General features: G+C 37.9%; 10 protein-coding genes. 7 read left to right on the top strand and 3 right to left on the bottom strand.

The window, feature by feature from the left end; translation table 11 throughout:
* Positions 1-23 precede the first annotated feature (23 nt).
* Positions 24-4,532 (bottom strand): GEVED domain-containing protein, encoded by a 4,509-nt coding sequence (locus tag BLW74_RS10955; protein WP_089692436.1) that lies wholly within the window; start codon positions 4,530-4,532, stop codon positions 24-26.
* A 758-nt stretch (positions 4,533-5,290) separates the two neighbouring features.
* Between BLW74_RS10955 and BLW74_RS10950 the strand changes: the two genes are divergently transcribed.
* Positions 5,291-6,049, top strand: a complete 759-nt coding sequence (locus BLW74_RS10950) for a response regulator transcription factor (RefSeq protein ID WP_089692435.1) — start codon at positions 5,291-5,293, stop codon at positions 6,047-6,049.
* A 131-nt stretch (positions 6,050-6,180) separates the two neighbouring features.
* On the opposite strand, the gene BLW74_RS10945 is transcribed toward BLW74_RS10950, so the two are convergent.
* Complete coding sequence (locus BLW74_RS10945) at positions 6,181-6,540, bottom strand: prevent-host-death protein (RefSeq protein ID WP_089692434.1); 360 nt, start codon at positions 6,538-6,540, stop codon at positions 6,181-6,183.
* A 253-nt stretch (positions 6,541-6,793) separates the two neighbouring features.
* Between BLW74_RS10945 and gndA the strand changes: the two genes are divergently transcribed.
* The 6 genes from gndA (at position 6,794) to BLW74_RS10915 (ending at position 14,728) form a co-directional block, all read left to right on the top strand.
* On the top strand, positions 6,794-8,212 hold the full coding sequence (gndA, locus tag BLW74_RS10940; RefSeq protein WP_089692433.1) for an NADP-dependent phosphogluconate dehydrogenase: 1,419 nt from the start codon (positions 6,794-6,796) through the stop codon (positions 8,210-8,212).
* Positions 8,213-8,226: 14 nt separating this feature from the next.
* Positions 8,227-9,708 carry a glucose-6-phosphate dehydrogenase gene (gene zwf / locus BLW74_RS10935; protein ID WP_089692621.1) on the top strand — a complete coding sequence of 494 codons (1,482 nt, stop codon included), beginning with the start codon at positions 8,227-8,229 and terminating at the stop codon, positions 9,706-9,708.
* Between the two features lie 24 nt (positions 9,709-9,732).
* Positions 9,733-10,443: a 6-phosphogluconolactonase gene (gene pgl, locus BLW74_RS10930; RefSeq protein WP_089692432.1), complete on the top strand. Its 711-nt coding sequence runs from the start codon at positions 9,733-9,735 to the stop codon at positions 10,441-10,443.
* 685 nt (positions 10,444-11,128) lie between these two features.
* Positions 11,129-11,767, top strand: coding sequence for a TetR/AcrR family transcriptional regulator (locus BLW74_RS10925; protein ID WP_089692431.1), 639 nt, complete (start codon positions 11,129-11,131; stop codon positions 11,765-11,767).
* Positions 11,768-12,498: 731 nt separating this feature from the next.
* Positions 12,499-13,137, top strand: coding sequence for a TetR/AcrR family transcriptional regulator (locus tag BLW74_RS10920; RefSeq protein WP_089692430.1), 639 nt, complete (start codon positions 12,499-12,501; stop codon positions 13,135-13,137).
* A gap of 274 nt (positions 13,138-13,411) precedes the next feature.
* Positions 13,412-14,728 carry a M20 metallopeptidase family protein gene (locus tag BLW74_RS10915; protein WP_089692429.1) on the top strand — a complete coding sequence of 439 codons (1,317 nt, stop codon included), beginning with the start codon at positions 13,412-13,414 and terminating at the stop codon, positions 14,726-14,728.
* Here the strand turns inward: BLW74_RS10915 and BLW74_RS10910 are convergent.
* Positions 14,725-15,141, bottom strand: a complete 417-nt coding sequence (locus BLW74_RS10910) for a RidA family protein (RefSeq protein ID WP_089692428.1) — start codon at positions 15,139-15,141, stop codon at positions 14,725-14,727. The two genes, BLW74_RS10915 and BLW74_RS10910, sit on opposite strands and share 4 nt — an antisense overlap.
* Positions 15,142-15,260 lie beyond the last annotated feature (119 nt).

Below are 15,260 nucleotides of genomic sequence, written 5' to 3'. Positions count from 1 at the left end.
TTGAATTTTCATATACAAATAGACTAAGATTCTTTAATAAATTTTTTCTGAACGGTTACGCCTCCATCCTCTATCTCTATCATATACATCCCGTGGATAAGATTACTTACATCAATGGCATTGTTCAGGATAATACCGGTTGATATTAACCTCCCGGCAGCACTGTAGATCTTATATTGAGCTTTAAAGCTAATATTTTTTATATATAATATTGAACTTACCGGGTTAGGATAAATATGAATATCCGCTTGGTTGAGAGAGTTTGGTACCGGCAGTTTAGAAATTTTTACCGTATAATCTTCTACTTCGCCATCCTTGAAACCTGTGCAGTTTACAGGGATACCATCTTTTTGTAAAGCGACTCTCATTACCACATACTTATAATCTGTCATACTTATAAAGGCATTATCAGGTACAGAGAATGTAGTAGCTGCGGTTGGGTTTCCGTTGGGGCCGTCTGCCAGAATTCTTTCATTGATGTCGAATTCTCCGTTTCTGTTGAAGTCAATCCAAACTGCAACTCCTGCATTGGTGCCAGAGCTTAATGTTTTATCAATGGTGATCTGATTCCCTTTTGATCCTTGAGTCAGCTCAATAAAATGTAATGAATTTCCTGTAAAATCAGAATAAGTAGAGGCAGCAGATTCATTGATCATTTCCTTATTACCAGTAGGCTTTACAGTCACTTTTGAAATAAATTCCGTTGTAGAATTAGCTGCTGACATCGGGCAGTATACCACTGTAGGTGTAGTGAAATAATATAATTTCGTGAAATTTCCCGGTGTACCGTTACAGATATTGGCTACCTGCATTTCATACTTTGTAAGCTCAAGTAAACCTGTGATCGTGTACGTATTGGTAGTCACCATAACATCTGTCCAGCTTGGAATTCCCACTTTTCTGTACTTCAGGATATATGCAGCTCCCGGAAACGCGTCCCACACCACTTCTGCCGTCGTAGGGAAGATTTGAGTAATCATCAGTCCCGGAGGAGGAATTTCGCAGATTCTTTCTGTAGTAAATACCTTAGGGTTAGACCATGGATTAGGTGCGGTTTCCCCATCACAGATAGTAGCAACCTGCACTTCATATGTTTTGAAAGAATCAAGATTTTGAATCGTATACGAATTTGCCGGCGGCTGAGGAACGGTCGGAGTATTCCAGGGAGTATTGCCTACTTCTCTCCATCTCAATATATATGATGCACTTGGAACAATAGGGTTCCAGGTAATCACTGCTGAGGCTGATGTTACATTGCTTATGGTTACAAAAGGAGGAGTAGGATCACATCTCGTTGTAAATGTTTTCACAGGAGTGTATACTCCTATTCCGCTACCGCAAACTGCTGCAATTCTTACCTCATACGTCGTGGCAGGAGTTAATGCATTGATTGTCACAGGCGGATTTCCACCCAAAACAGACAGGTTTAAAGCAGTCCATGCAGAAGCAGGACTTGTTACAGGTCTGTACTCTAATAGAAACGCATTATTGTTGGTGGCTGCGGTCCAGTTGATGTTTACAGAGTTGTGTGTAATATTCGTAAATGTTGGGTTTCCGGGTGTAGCATTGCTGCAGGGTCTTAATCTTACGGCATAATCTTCTACTTCGCCATTGGCTGCATCGGCACACATGACAGGAGCGCTGGTTCGTTTCAGGACTACTCTCATGGTAGTTGTTAACGGACCTGTATACATTCCCGTGGCCGGAACATCAAAATTGGCCGTAATTGGAGTAGTTGTGCTCGCTGCAGAAGTCATTATTTTTTCGGCATCGGTGAAGACTCCATCCCTGTTCCAGTCGATCCAGGCATTTACTGCATCAGCATATTGAGTTCCTGCCCACTCTTTAGAAACGGATAATTCATTTCCCTGAGAGCCGATTTCAAGATTGATAAGAGTAGCCGGTGTTGTATAGCTGATGTAATTCGTTTGAACGGAAGTGTTATCCATGACCGGGAAATTTACGGGCGTAACTTTTACATTTGAAATAAAGTCATTGGTGCCAGTTCCTGTCATGCTGCAATAAGTTAGGGGAGTCGTAGTAAAATTGACGCTTGGGGAAAAAGCTCCCTGGCTTCCGTTACAGACGGTTGCAATTTGTACCTGATATCCTGTCTGCTCAGCAAGACCAGTAATCGTATAAAAGCTTTGTCCGGCAGGCAGCGTTTGCCCGGCAGCACCTGGAAGCCATGCACCGGTGCTTCCCTGTCTCCATCTTATGATATAAGAAGCATTGGAAGCAGGTATCCATGAAACGTATGCAGCATTATGAGTAATATTATTTACCGCGATATTGGTTGGTGGAGCGGTGGTGCAGGGCTGAAGATCTATAAATTTTACATAGTAATCTTCAACTTCTCCATTCCCTGTTAAAGGGCCGCAGGCATTGGCCGGAGTAGAAGAATATACAATCACACGCATTTTTATTTTACCCGCTCCTGAATAGGCATTAGCCGGAACTGCAAAAGTAGAGGTAACAGGAGTGGTACTGGAAAACCCAAGGTTCATAATTCTTTCCCCGCCGGGAGTAGTAGTCGGATTATTATCAAAAATACCATCACCGTTAAAATCTATCCATGCATTGGTGGAGTAGGTGCCGGATATAATGGATCTTCCTACAGATACTGTATTATTTGCTGAATTTCTCAAAAGAGTAATCGTCTTTGTGGCGTCTAAGGAATAATCTGTATACGTTGTTGCTCCGGAATTGTTGCTTGTTAAAGGTACATTGGTACCAATCATCGTTACATTATTGATGTAACCGTTCGTAACGGTTGCTGTTGCGGCACTGCAATAAGTAAGTGCAGGAGTTGTAAAGCTTACAGGTGTAGAAAAGGCCCCCTGAGTTCCGCAGATGGTTGCGATCTGGACCTCATATTGTGTTTGCTCAATGAGAGAAGTAAGTGTTATAGTATTGGTGAAAGGTGTTGTTACAGTAACAGTCTGCCATGTGACCGAAGGTGGTATTCTGTATCTTACAACATAAGTGGCATTCGCTGCTGCCGTCCAGGTGATATTGGCTGAGGAAGCTGTAATAGTATTCACTGCAATATTAGCAGGAGGTGTATTGGTACAGCTCGGTAAAGTTGTGCCTGTTAACTGTAATCGTGGTAAAACAGCATAACGGCTTACAGCAATAGGAGGGCTTGAAGGATCAGGATTCGTAGACGCATTATAATAGATCATACCACGGTTATTCCCTGCAGAATAACTTCCCCAGTTAGCAGTACAAGATGTTCCGGTAGAATTTTCGTCCACACCTATCACTACATTACTGCTACCATCCCATAGGAAAGGAGTGCTTAATGGGATTTCAATCCATGTCCCGGCGGTCATAGCCGGTAACGTACCGGAATATACCTGTGTAAGTGAAGAAGACGGGATCCAGCTGGAGGTAGTGGCAAAGTCTGGTTGTGCGGTATTTCCCATATATACTGTCCACTGGTTATAATTGGCTTGGGTAGTTCCTGTAGTGGAAACAAAAAAACGGATGGCAGTAATATAATTATTTGTTCCTACGGCAGCTCCAATTTCGGAAGCTAAATAAATCTGCTGAGAATAATTAAACCCTGAACAGGAATAAACAGGTAAAAATGCATGCGTAGCTGTTCCCCCTCCAATCTGCCCCGGGATGAAAGGACTACCTGCAACCCAGGGCGATTTATCGGTAGACGAACATACAGATCTTACCCACCAATAATAAGTAGCTCCGGAAGTCAGTGAGCTGATGCTGGCGCTTGTTCCCGGAGTTGGTGTCCCGGCAGTAGCTGCCACAGGCGGAGTATTGGTAGTGCTGTAATAATATTCATAACCATTGGCTGGTGCCGGTGCCGGAGCGAGTGGTGCTGCCCAGTTAAGGGTAGCAGATGCGGGAGCAATATTGGTTGCAGGCAAAGCGGTAGGCTCAAAGCATGTAGGAGCCTGAATCACCTGTACCTCATCTAAAAGTATATCATCATAGAAATTTCCATTTCCTGCTACATCTTTATCCACTGTAAACTTTAACTGAATGGTGGCCCCCACATAGCTTGCTGCCAGAGGTATTCCCACAGTTCTCCATTCGGGAGCGTTGGTGTCGCCGGACCATACCTGTACCCATCCGGAACCGTTATTGACCGCGAGTTTTAATTCATTGTTATCAGCGGCGGGTACTGTTCCGTTAAGGGCGGTTAAGTGATCTTTAAGCCATTCAAATTTGATATAAGGATTCGTTAATCCCGATAAGTTAATCTGAGGACTGATAAGCTCCACAGTATGTTCTCCTGCATAAGGAGTAGATGCATCAACCCAAGCAAAAGTTCCGGCAGCTTTTCCCCCGTTTCCGGTCACTCCATATCCGGCGGTTCCGGAAAATTTCCATTTAACATTGACATTTGTTGAGGTTGAGGCAGGGTTCTGATTGGTCCAGCATGCAGGAAGTGTGCCTGTACCGAATGACTGTAAAAAAGGTACCGGAACAGGAGCGCAGGTCTGTCCCCTGACATGAGAGGTGAAAATCAGAAAAAATAAGATAAGGGGTAGAATTTTTCTCATATAGTTTCATTTTTAAATTAGAGTTCATAATCCAATAGGCTTAAACGGTTCTATAGACTGATGTGAAGAGTTTTTCCATGGAACTTTCTGATAAATCCATAGAAAAGCTCTCTGTATAAATCACAGAGTCGATAAGCTGTTTAAAAGTATAGACTGTATTACCACCAGACCTTCTCATAAAAAGTATGAATGGGCAACAGAATCAGTAGTGAGGTATAAGTAAGTAAGAGTAGATGGGCATGCAGGTCCGTGAAGGTTTCATACGATGAAGATGATTCACTCAGCGGCACTGAAACTTTGGGGAGTTTAAATTGTTTTAGTTTCTATCATTATTCTAAGCGATTTCTTAAATATTAATTTTGTTATTTTGATTTGGGTAAAAATAATTTAATAAAAATTTAATATGACTATACTTTTGTATAGTTTTAACTCATGACTTGATGAATTAAATTGAAACAGGCTTCAAAAAATGCTTTAAAAGACGTCCTGATGGATTTTCGGCTAAAGGCCAGAATTTTTTATCACATCATTTGGTTTTTATACTTCTTACAGAATGGAAGAGCTCGTTTTGTTCTTATGCTGAAAGTTTAACAAAATACTAAATAATAGATTATTTTATTATTAAAGTAAATATTTTGTAGTTTTAAATTTAATTAAAATTAAGTTTTATTGGATTTTTTATTTAGCTTAATTATGGATATGTTTGCAAAAAAGTAGTCTTATCAAATAGTTTTGTATCCCATGATCATGTCAAAAGTATGAGTGATAAAATAAATTCATTGTATACCAGGAAAAGGTCTGGCACTGTACCCGTTTCTGATGAAAAGAATGCAAATAAATATTTAAATGTACTGAAAGCTGTATCGAAAAACAGCTTGAGCTGTGTCTATATTGCCGATCTTAAAACAAGAAAGTTGGAATTTATTTCAGAAAATCCCCTACTTTTTTCAGGTTTAAGTTCTGCTGAGGTTGAGAAAATGGGATATAGCTTTTACCGTAAATACACAAAGAAAGAGGATCTTGATATATTGAAAAAAGTAAGCAGTACCGGATTCAAATTTTTCGAATGCCTTTCACCGGAAGAAAAAAAAATACATACCCTTACCTATGATTTCCATGTGAAATATGCTAATAGTGTAGATGTTCTTGTTAACCATAAAATTACCCCTGTAGAAATCTGTGACCAGGGAGAAATTTCTAAAGTAGTTTGTGTAGTTTCCTATTCCCTGAGCCGCACTGCAGGAAATATCCGGGTCATTTCCAACACCTCAGATTCCTACTGGACGTATAATCTTTCTACCGGAAAATGGACGGAAGAATGTAAAATTACCTTGAAAATAAGAGAAATTGAAATTATAAGACTCTATCTTCAGGGATTAACCATAGAAGAAATTGCAGAGCAGTTGTTTGTATCTCCCAGTACCATAAAATTTCACAGGAGCAAATTGTTTGAAAGAATTGGGGCGAAAAATATTATTGAAGCAATCTCTTACGTCATATCGAATAATTTGATTTAAATGATACTGTTTGAAAAGTTTTCCGGATCATTTGCGGTTTTCAATATTTTGAAAACAAAATTTTCCGTTTGCTATAATATTTTTGAGAACTGCTCCTCTATAAAAAATAAAGGAGCAATACTCATAACAGCTTAGTTAAGCTGATAATTGGCAATCACTAAACTCAGAATGAAGTGAACATAGTTTTCTTCAACCTCTTTTCTATTGATCAGTTTGTTTTTATATTCATAAGAATTAAGATCTCTCGATAATTTTTGATACGTTTCAAAATCATCACCTTTAATCTTTACTCTGATATTACCGTCCCTTCTGTTGATGAGTACATCATCCAAAGTTCTTACCTTAAATAAAACTTCACATAATGTAGGACGAGCCTTCATTGACCCGATATATCTTTCAACTATATTAATCTTGAACGAATCAAATTTGACGTTATGAAAAACAATTTTAGAATTAGGCTCCTGAGTGTTGAGTTCAAGTTTATAGTTCATTACTTTATAAATTTTGGCAAATATAAGTTTAATTATGCCAAAAAACAGACTGTTTTAATAGATCATTCCCATAATAATAATTGAATTTTATTCTACAAGACCAAAATTATGTGAAAATGTGCACATTAGATGCTTATAAATAAAGGAATAAATAGGGGCTTATAGAATTTTTTCCATTCTTTATTTTTTTCCTTATTCGCATTTCCGTAATTTTATTCTCTGTATAATAAAAATTCATCTTAATACCAATATAATGGAAAGATACAGTTATGGAATGGTTGGCCTTGGAGTAATGGGGCGGAATCTGCTTTACAATATCGCTGACAATGGTTTTTCAATCGCAGGATTTGACCTTGATCAGGAGAAAGTTAAAGAATTAGAAAATGAAGCTGCTTCAGAAATGAAAGTAAAAGGTACAGGTTCTTTGGAAGATTTTGTATCCGCATTAGAAACCCCAAGGAAAATTATTCTGATGGTTCCAGCAGGAAAGCCTGTAGATGCAGTGCTGGAAAATATTACCCCGCTTTTGAGCGGAGGCGATATCGTAATAGATGCAGGAAATTCTTATTTTGAAGATACCAACAGACGTGTTGCTGACCTGGCATCCAAAAAACTTCACTTTATGGGAATGGGGGTATCCGGCGGTGAAAAAGGAGCCAGAAGAGGACCAAGCATAATGCCCGGAGGAGATCTTGAAGCTTTTAAACTTCTGAAACCAATGCTGGAAGCCATTGCTGCCAAAGTAGATAATGAAGCATGTACAGCCTATATGGGGAAAGGATCTGCAGGAAACTATGTGAAAATGGTACATAACGGTATTGAATATGCTATTATGCAGCTTATCAGTGAAGCCTATGATCTTCTTAAAAGAGGGGCGGGCTTAAATAATGATCAGCTGTATCAGGTTTTCAGAGACTGGAATAACGGGGAGATGAACTCTTTCCTGATCGAGATCACAAGAGATATTTTCACGCAGAAAGATACGTTTACAGATAACTACCTTGTAGACCAGATTTTAGACAAAGCAGGAGCCAAAGGAACCGGAAAATGGACTTCCGAGCAGGCTATGGAAATAGGGGTTTCTATTCCAACTATTGATATAGCGGTAACCTCAAGAATTTTATCGGCGTACAAAGAAGAAAGAGTTCAGGCCTCAAAAATATACTCTGAAAAAGAAATTGCAAAACCGGAAAACACAGAATTGTTTATTCAGGAAGTGGGTGATGCTCTTTTCCTTTCAACATTAATCAGCTATGCACAAGGATTATCTCTATTGGTAAAAGCCTCTGAAGAATACGGTTTTGAAATCCCATTAAAAGATGTTGTGAAAATATGGAGAGGAGGATGTATCATTCGTTCTGTTCTGCTGGAAAAATTCTATTCAGCATATACTCAAAACCCTAACCTTTCTAATATTCTTCTTGATCAGGAAATTTCCGGACTGGTTAAATCTAAAATTAAAGCATTAAGAAAAACTGCCGGATATGCCGTTGTCAACGGGATTTCAAGCTTAGGAATTCAGACTGCTTTAGGCTATTTTGATGCCTACACTACAGAATCTCTTCCTGTAAACTTAATTCAGGCTCAGCGTGATTATTTCGGGGCTCATACCTATCAGCGTATTGACAGGGAAGGAGTATTTCATACATCTTGGCAAAGTACAAACAATTAAAATTCGGAAAAAAAATGAATCAAAATAGAATCTTGCAGCCAACAACTATCGTTATTTTTGGTGCTACAGGAGATCTGGCAAAAAGAAAACTTTTTCCGGCATTTTATAACTTATATATCGATGGAAGAATGCCTAAAGGCTTCAATATCGTAGCATTGGGAAGAGCAGAAAATACCAATGAAAATTTCAGAAATTACATTAAACAAAACCTTGAAAGTTTCTCCAGAAAGAAAGTAACTTCCGAAGACTGGGCGGGCTTTCAGGCTCATATTACTTATTTTCAGCATCAGCTGGATGAGGAGAGTTCTTATCAGAATCTACAGCAAAAGCTGCAGGATTTCGATACAGTTTACGGAGTAAGAGCCAACCGGTTATTCTACCTCTCTATAGGACCCAATTTTATTTCTACGATTTCCAATCATATCAAAACCACTTCATTAGCTTCAGATCCGAAGAAAGACCGCATTATTATTGAAAAACCCTTTGGGCACAATAAACAGTCTGCAATTGAACTGAACAGTCTTTTGGCAAAAACATTTGAGGAAGAACAAATCTATCGTATTGACCACTATTTAGGTAAAGAAACGGTGCAGAATATACTGGCGTTCAGATTCGGAAATTCTATTTTTGAACCTTTATGGAAGCATAAATACATAGAATCTGTGCAGATTACCGTAGCGGAAGAGGTAGGAGTTGAAACCCGGGGTGCTTTTTATGAACAGACCGGAGCTCTGAGAGACATGATTCAGAATCACCTGCTGCAAATTCTCTGCATGGTGGCGATGGAGCCGCCGGCATCACTGCAGTCTGGCGAGATCAGAGACCGTAAAGTTGATGTATTGAAGTGCATCCGCAGAATTTCTCCTGATCAGGTAGATCATTATGCTGTAAGAGGCCAGTACGGAAAAGGAATCATAAATGGAGTAGAAGTGAAAGGCTATCGCCAGGAAGATGGAATAGCTCCGGACTCCAATACAGAAACTTTTGCTGCCATTAAATTTTATCTGGATAACGAAAGATGGCAGGATGTACCTTTCTATGTTCGTACCGGAAAGAAAATGAAGGAAAAACACTCTTATATTACCATTCAGTTTAAGCCGCTGCCTCATTCTACTTTCTCAGACAGTCCGCACCTTTTATCAGCGAACCGGTTGATTATCAATATTCAGCCAATGATGGATATCAGACTGCAGTTTATGACGAAAAAACCTGGACTTACACTGGATCTGAAGCCTGCAGAAATGATCTTTGATAATTTTGCCTGCCAGAATGATACTCCGGAAGCTTACGAAACCCTTTTGCAGGATGCTCTTTTGGGTGACCTTACCTTATTTATGCGTTCCGATCAGGTGGAAGAAGCATGGGATGTTGTTACCACCATACAGGAAGCTTGGGAAAATAATAAAGATATCTCCTTCCCGAATTATAAAGCAGGCAGCTGGGGACCTGAAGACGTTAATGCTTTGGTTGAAAGACAGGGGCACAGCTGGGTATAAACAGATAAAATTTAAAAAGAAAAAATGAATATCACAGTATTTGACAATCTGGAAAAACTGTATACAAAGGCAGCTGATACATTTGTTGACCTTGCGGGAAAATCCATTCGGAAGAATAACCGTTTTGTGGTTGCTTTAAGCGGAGGTTCTTCTCCCAAAGCAATTTTTAAGCTATTGGCAACTCCGGAATATGCACAACAGATAGAATGGAATAAAGTCTATTTCTTTTGGGTTGATGAACGGTGGGTGCCTCTAAATGATGATAAAAGCAACTTCCGGATGACAGATGAAGCGCTTCTCAGCCAGGTTCCGGTAGATAAAAGCCACGTTTTTCCTATGTACAGTGACGGAACTCTTCCGGAAAACTATGCAAAAACTTACGAAGAGCAAATAAGAAGCGTTCTCGGTGACGATGGCGTTTTTGATTTTATTCTTTTAGGAATGGGAGATGATGGCCATACCGCTTCATTATTTCCAGGTGAAGAAGTACTAAACGAAAAAGAAAAATGGGTATCAGCTTACTACCTGAAGCCTCAGGAGATGTTCAGAATCACCTTGACGGCACCATTGATTAATAAAGCTGAAAATATTCTTGTCGTAGCTTTCGGAGAATCAAAAAAACATGCTCTGAATGAAGTGCTGAATGGCGAGTACAATCCTGTATTGTACCCAATGCAGCTAATCGAAAGAAAAGAGGGCTTTCAGTTTTTCACAGACGAAAAAGCGAGAGGCTGATTTCCTGTAAGCTTGTAAAATAGAAGAGACTGTCCTGAGACAGTCTCTTTTCATATCAACCTATTCTAAAAACCGAATCATCGGTATATACAGCCTTCTGTAATTAAAAAACAGTATCATTAAAACTGTTAACGATACTGTTGCATGTAGTGTTTTTACCTTAGTTGCTCGTTTGGAAAATGCATCAATTTTCTCAATTCAAACAGTGCTTCTATGTAAAATGGTTATTAGTTTGAAGCAAATATACAAAATAAGACACTACAAAGTGTCTAAAATCTAAAAAAGTTTGTAAAAAATACTGTTAAAGTTTTAAAAGTTAGGTACAACCCTTTGCTGAAGGTGTTTACAGTGAGAAATAAAATTTGTAAATACTTGATTTTAATTAGATAAAACTCAAATTTCATTTCTTTTTTGATCCATAGTACTTACAAAAAATCTTTTATTCATAAAAACAGCATCATTAGTTGGCTAACAATGCTGTTGAGTAATGTTTTACCTCTATCTTACAATGCAATGGCATTCAGGCAGAGGGAACTAACGGTGCAACCTGATCTCTCCCAATCTCACAACTTAGATTGTCTGTTTATAAAAATGGTTATTAGTTTTTGCAAATATATACATTTAGACACTAAAAAGTGTCTAAATTGAAAAAAAATTCTTAAACTTGTACGATTGAAAGTTTACCATGGAAAGAAAATCAGCGGCTGGGAGTATCCGGAATAAAGAGCGCAGTAAAAAAAAGTTTTTAGATGCAGTGGGCAAAATACTGAGAACACAAGGATATACTGCGTTAAAGGTGAATAGCATTGCTGAGATGGCCGGGGTTGATAAAAAAATGATCTACTCTTATTTTGGAGGGATAGACGGTTTAATAGATGAATATATCCGGTCGCAGGATTATTGGAGTAAAGTTACCATTGAAGAAGTAGAGAAAATACAGCCAAAACCGGATGACGGAGGAAAATCTTTTATCGAAAAAATACTCTTGACACAGTTTGATTATGTACATACCCATAAGGAAGCACAAAAACTCCTGTTATGGCGTTTGTCAGAACCTCGTAAAGCATTAAAAAAATTAACCGATACCCAGGAAGAAAACGGAGAATATCTTTTTAAGCTGCTGGTCGATTCCCGTTTTAAGGAAAATGCTCAGGATGTACGTTCCATTATGGCCATCCTGGTTTCAGGACTGTATTATCTGAATATGTTTGCTGCCATCAACGGAAGTATTTTTTGTGGAATAGATGTAAACAGTAATAAAGGAAGAGAAAAAATAAGAAAAGCAATTTCTTTTCTACTGCATCATACGTACGAAAATCTGTAATGTATAAGCCGGTTTTGCAGAATAGTGTATTTTTAAAAAACAAAACCATTAGAAATCTAATGGTTAGTTTTGAGTTGTGTTTCTACCTTAGTCGTTTCGTATTCGAAATGGTCTTAAAGTGAGGGAACTAAAATAATACAACGTTAATTGTTTTATTTTTTCAACCTTAAAGTGTTTTTAAATATAGAGATGGTTTTAGTTTGTACAAATATATAAAATAAGACACTGTGAAGTGTGTAAAAAGATTAAATATTTGTTAATTTTATTTAATACATTGATTGTCAGTTGTTTTATTTTTTAATTTCAGCCATAAATAATCTTCCTTTGGTAGAGTTATGGCTCATTATGGACCATTAAACAAAGCAAATCAGGATTGATTGAAGAGTAAACAACGAATTTTTAAATGGATATTGATTGAAACTCTACAAATATCTGCAAAAAATAACTCATTGATTACAGGTGTTATTTTTCTAAGAAATAAAAAACAGCATCATGATAAAAAATGATACTGCCGGGTTGCGTTTTACCTCAGTTATTTTATGGCGAAATACAGTAAACTGAGGAAACTAACGATACAATCTTAATAATTTTTAATTTTCAATCTCGATAGTGTTTTGTATATATAATGGTTTTTAGTTTTTGCAAATATATAGAAATAGTTGATATTAGACACTGATTGGTGTCTAAAATAATAAAAAAATTTCTTAAACTTGTATATTGAATGTTTAGTCATGGAAAGAAAGTCAGCATCAGGAAGTATTAGGAACAAGGAACGCAGTAAGAAAAAATTTTTAGATGCGGTGGGGAAAATTCTGAAAACGAAAGGTCATGCAGGGTTAAAGATTAATGATATCGCTGCTACTGCCGGCGTAGATAAAAAAATGATTTACACCTATTTTGGCGGAATGGACGGGCTGATGGATGAATATGTTCGTACACAGGACTTCTGGGTAAAAGTTACCAGCGAGGAAGTAGAAAAAATGAAACCGAATCTTGAAGACGGAGGGCAAGAATTTATCCGGCATATGCTGCTCTCACAGTTTGATTATGTATATACCAATAAAGAAGCCCAGAAACTTCTTTTATGGACGATTTCCGAACCCAGAAAATCATTAAAAAAACTGATTGATACTCAGGAAGAAAATGGAGAATATATCTTCAAATTATTGATGGAATCCCGCTTCAAAGATAAATTGGAAACCTACCGCGCTATCATGGCGATCATGGTTTCAGGATTATATTATCTGAATATGTTTGCCTCTCTGAATGGCAGTATTTTTTGCGGTATAGATACCAATACCCCCGAAGGACGCGAAAAAATAAAAAAGGCAATATCCTTTATGGTAGACCAAACCTACGAAAATCTTTAATTGATATCTTCATAAAATAAAAAGGGGCAGTAATCTGCCCCTTTTCTGTGAGTATGGTATCGCTTCTGGCGTGTTTTTCTGAATGTTTTTGGAATAATGATCAGTTATGCACCAGGTAATGCAGGATGAGTTTTTAAGACCATAAATAATCATTGATCTCAAAAAATAATAAATTGATGATTAGGATGTAACAAAAGTGGAACTGCAAATGTCTAATCATTATAAATAAACTTTTGATTTTACCAGTACCAAAAATAAACCAATACCCCTGAACATGAAAAAACTCCCCCTAACCTTATTGTGCTTTGTTTCTTCTCTTTTGTCTGCGCAGGGATTGAACAGTAAAAAAGAAGCAATTGTTCATTCCTCAACGAGGGTAGAACAGATGGTCCATCAATCTGTTCAGCAGGAGACAGACAGAATATTCAATAAATTAGTAAACATAAGAAGAGAATTTCATGAAAATCCGGAGCTGGCTTCTCAGGAAAAGCAGACCCAGGAAAAAATTAAGCAGTATCTGCTGGATTTAGGGCTGCAAGTCCAGACAGATCATTATGGACATAGCGTTATAGGGATTCTGAAGGGTGATAAAAAAGGTAAAAAAATAGCATGGAGGTCAGATATGGATGCGCTGCCGAACGACTATCCAGATCCTGAAGCCTTCAAATCAAAAATAAAAGATATTCAGCATGGCTGTGGTCATGATATCCATATGGCTATCGGGCTCGGAATTGCTGAAGTACTTTCCAAAAATAAAAAATCTTTAAAAGGAACGGTGTATTTCGTATTCCAGCCTGAAGAGGAGACATTCAAAGGAGCTAAAGGGATGCTTAACAGCGGTTTACTTTCCAAAATTAATCCCGACGAAATCTATGGACTGCACGTGACCGCTACTCCTGTAGGCCAAATCATGGTGAAACCCAGGGAAATGTTTGCTTATCAGAGGAAAATAAGAATTCAGCTTAAAAACGGGCTGTCTGAAGATGAGCTTACCGGATTGTCAAAAAAAATCAGCAGTTCTTTATTCCGTGTTTCCAACGGAGGCAAGCCATGGGAAATACAATCTATTGTTGATCCAAAAATCGGATTGACGAATCCTGACACTGTTTTCAAAGATTACCTGTTCACAGACGGAAAATTCAATATCTATTCCAAAAACAGCGAGTCTTTTCTCGAAGCCTATCTGTATGAGACGAATGCCTCTCGTTTAGTCATGATAGTTCCTGAGGTTCAGAAAATTATAGAAAATAGCGGATATCAGAATAAGCTTCTTTCCGTTTCATTTGTTCAGGAAAATCCAACTGTTCTAAATGATGAAAAACTGACTCATTCGGCGATAGAAATTCTTCAGAATGTATACGGAAAAAATTCAGTTGCGTCAGATTATGGCCAGGTTCCCTTTTTTAATGATGATTTTGCCTTTTTTCAGCAGAAAATTCCCGGAGTTTATTTCTTTCTGGGTGGTTCTAATTTTGAAAAGGGAGTCATCGCCATGAATCATTCGCCTAATTTCCGGGTGGATGAAGAAAGTATCAGAACCGGAGTTAAAAGCTTTTCATCATTAATTATTGAACGCCTTAATCAAAACTAACTGCTCACAGCAATGGCATCAATCTCAAATAACATTCCGGGCAAAGCCAGCTGGTTTACCGGAATTAATGTGCTGGTAGGTAAAAATGTGCCTTTCCATACTTTTTTTGCTTCTTCAGACCATATTTCAAGTTTTTCCTGATTGTGGTCTACAATGAGAAGGGTAATTTTTACGATATGCTCAAATGTCATGGAATGAGCCTTTAACACGGTTTTCATATTTTTCAAGGCATCCTGAACCTGAGTTTTGAAATCATCCGCCAATACATGGTTTTCTCCGATGCCTCCGCTTTGTCCTGAGATAAAGCATATTTTGGAAGGATTTTTCACCGAAATACTGTGTGAAAAACCGTAAGGACCCGGATTGAACAATGCTGCCGGGTTGATTACTTGAGGTTGTGTGTTGTTTTCCATAATCTTGAATTTATCACGTAAAAATGCGGTATAAAAACAGAAAAAGTCTTTACATATGTTGAGAAAAATACACTTTTAATGGTGTAAGATTCTCAATCCTGATACAAAAAAATTGCTGC

The organism is Chryseobacterium culicis, from assembly GCF_900108365.1.
Classification (GTDB): Bacteria; Bacteroidota; Bacteroidia; order Flavobacteriales; family Weeksellaceae; genus Chryseobacterium; species Chryseobacterium culicis.
The sequence above is the reverse complement of the archived record's forward strand: the minus strand, read 5'-3'. Positions and strand labels throughout refer to the sequence as shown.

Coding starts and splice junctions, on each gene's coding strand:
- BLW74_RS10955 (WP_089692436.1), bottom strand. CDS start 4,532: ATGAGAAAAATTCTACCCCTTATCTTATTTTTTCTGATTTTCACCTCT.
- BLW74_RS10950 (WP_089692435.1), top strand. CDS start 5,291: ATGAGTGATAAAATAAATTCATTGTATACCAGGAAAAGGTCTGGCACT.
- BLW74_RS10945 (WP_089692434.1), bottom strand. CDS start 6,540: ATGAACTATAAACTTGAACTCAACACTCAGGAGCCTAATTCTAAAATT.
- gndA (WP_089692433.1), top strand. CDS start 6,794: ATGGAAAGATACAGTTATGGAATGGTTGGCCTTGGAGTAATGGGGCGG.
- zwf (WP_089692621.1), top strand. CDS start 8,227: ATGAATCAAAATAGAATCTTGCAGCCAACAACTATCGTTATTTTTGGT.
- pgl (WP_089692432.1), top strand. CDS start 9,733: ATGAATATCACAGTATTTGACAATCTGGAAAAACTGTATACAAAGGCA.
- BLW74_RS10925 (WP_089692431.1), top strand. CDS start 11,129: ATGGAAAGAAAATCAGCGGCTGGGAGTATCCGGAATAAAGAGCGCAGT.
- BLW74_RS10920 (WP_089692430.1), top strand. CDS start 12,499: ATGGAAAGAAAGTCAGCATCAGGAAGTATTAGGAACAAGGAACGCAGT.
- BLW74_RS10915 (WP_089692429.1), top strand. CDS start 13,412: ATGAAAAAACTCCCCCTAACCTTATTGTGCTTTGTTTCTTCTCTTTTG.
- BLW74_RS10910 (WP_089692428.1), bottom strand. CDS start 15,141: ATGGAAAACAACACACAACCTCAAGTAATCAACCCGGCAGCATTGTTC.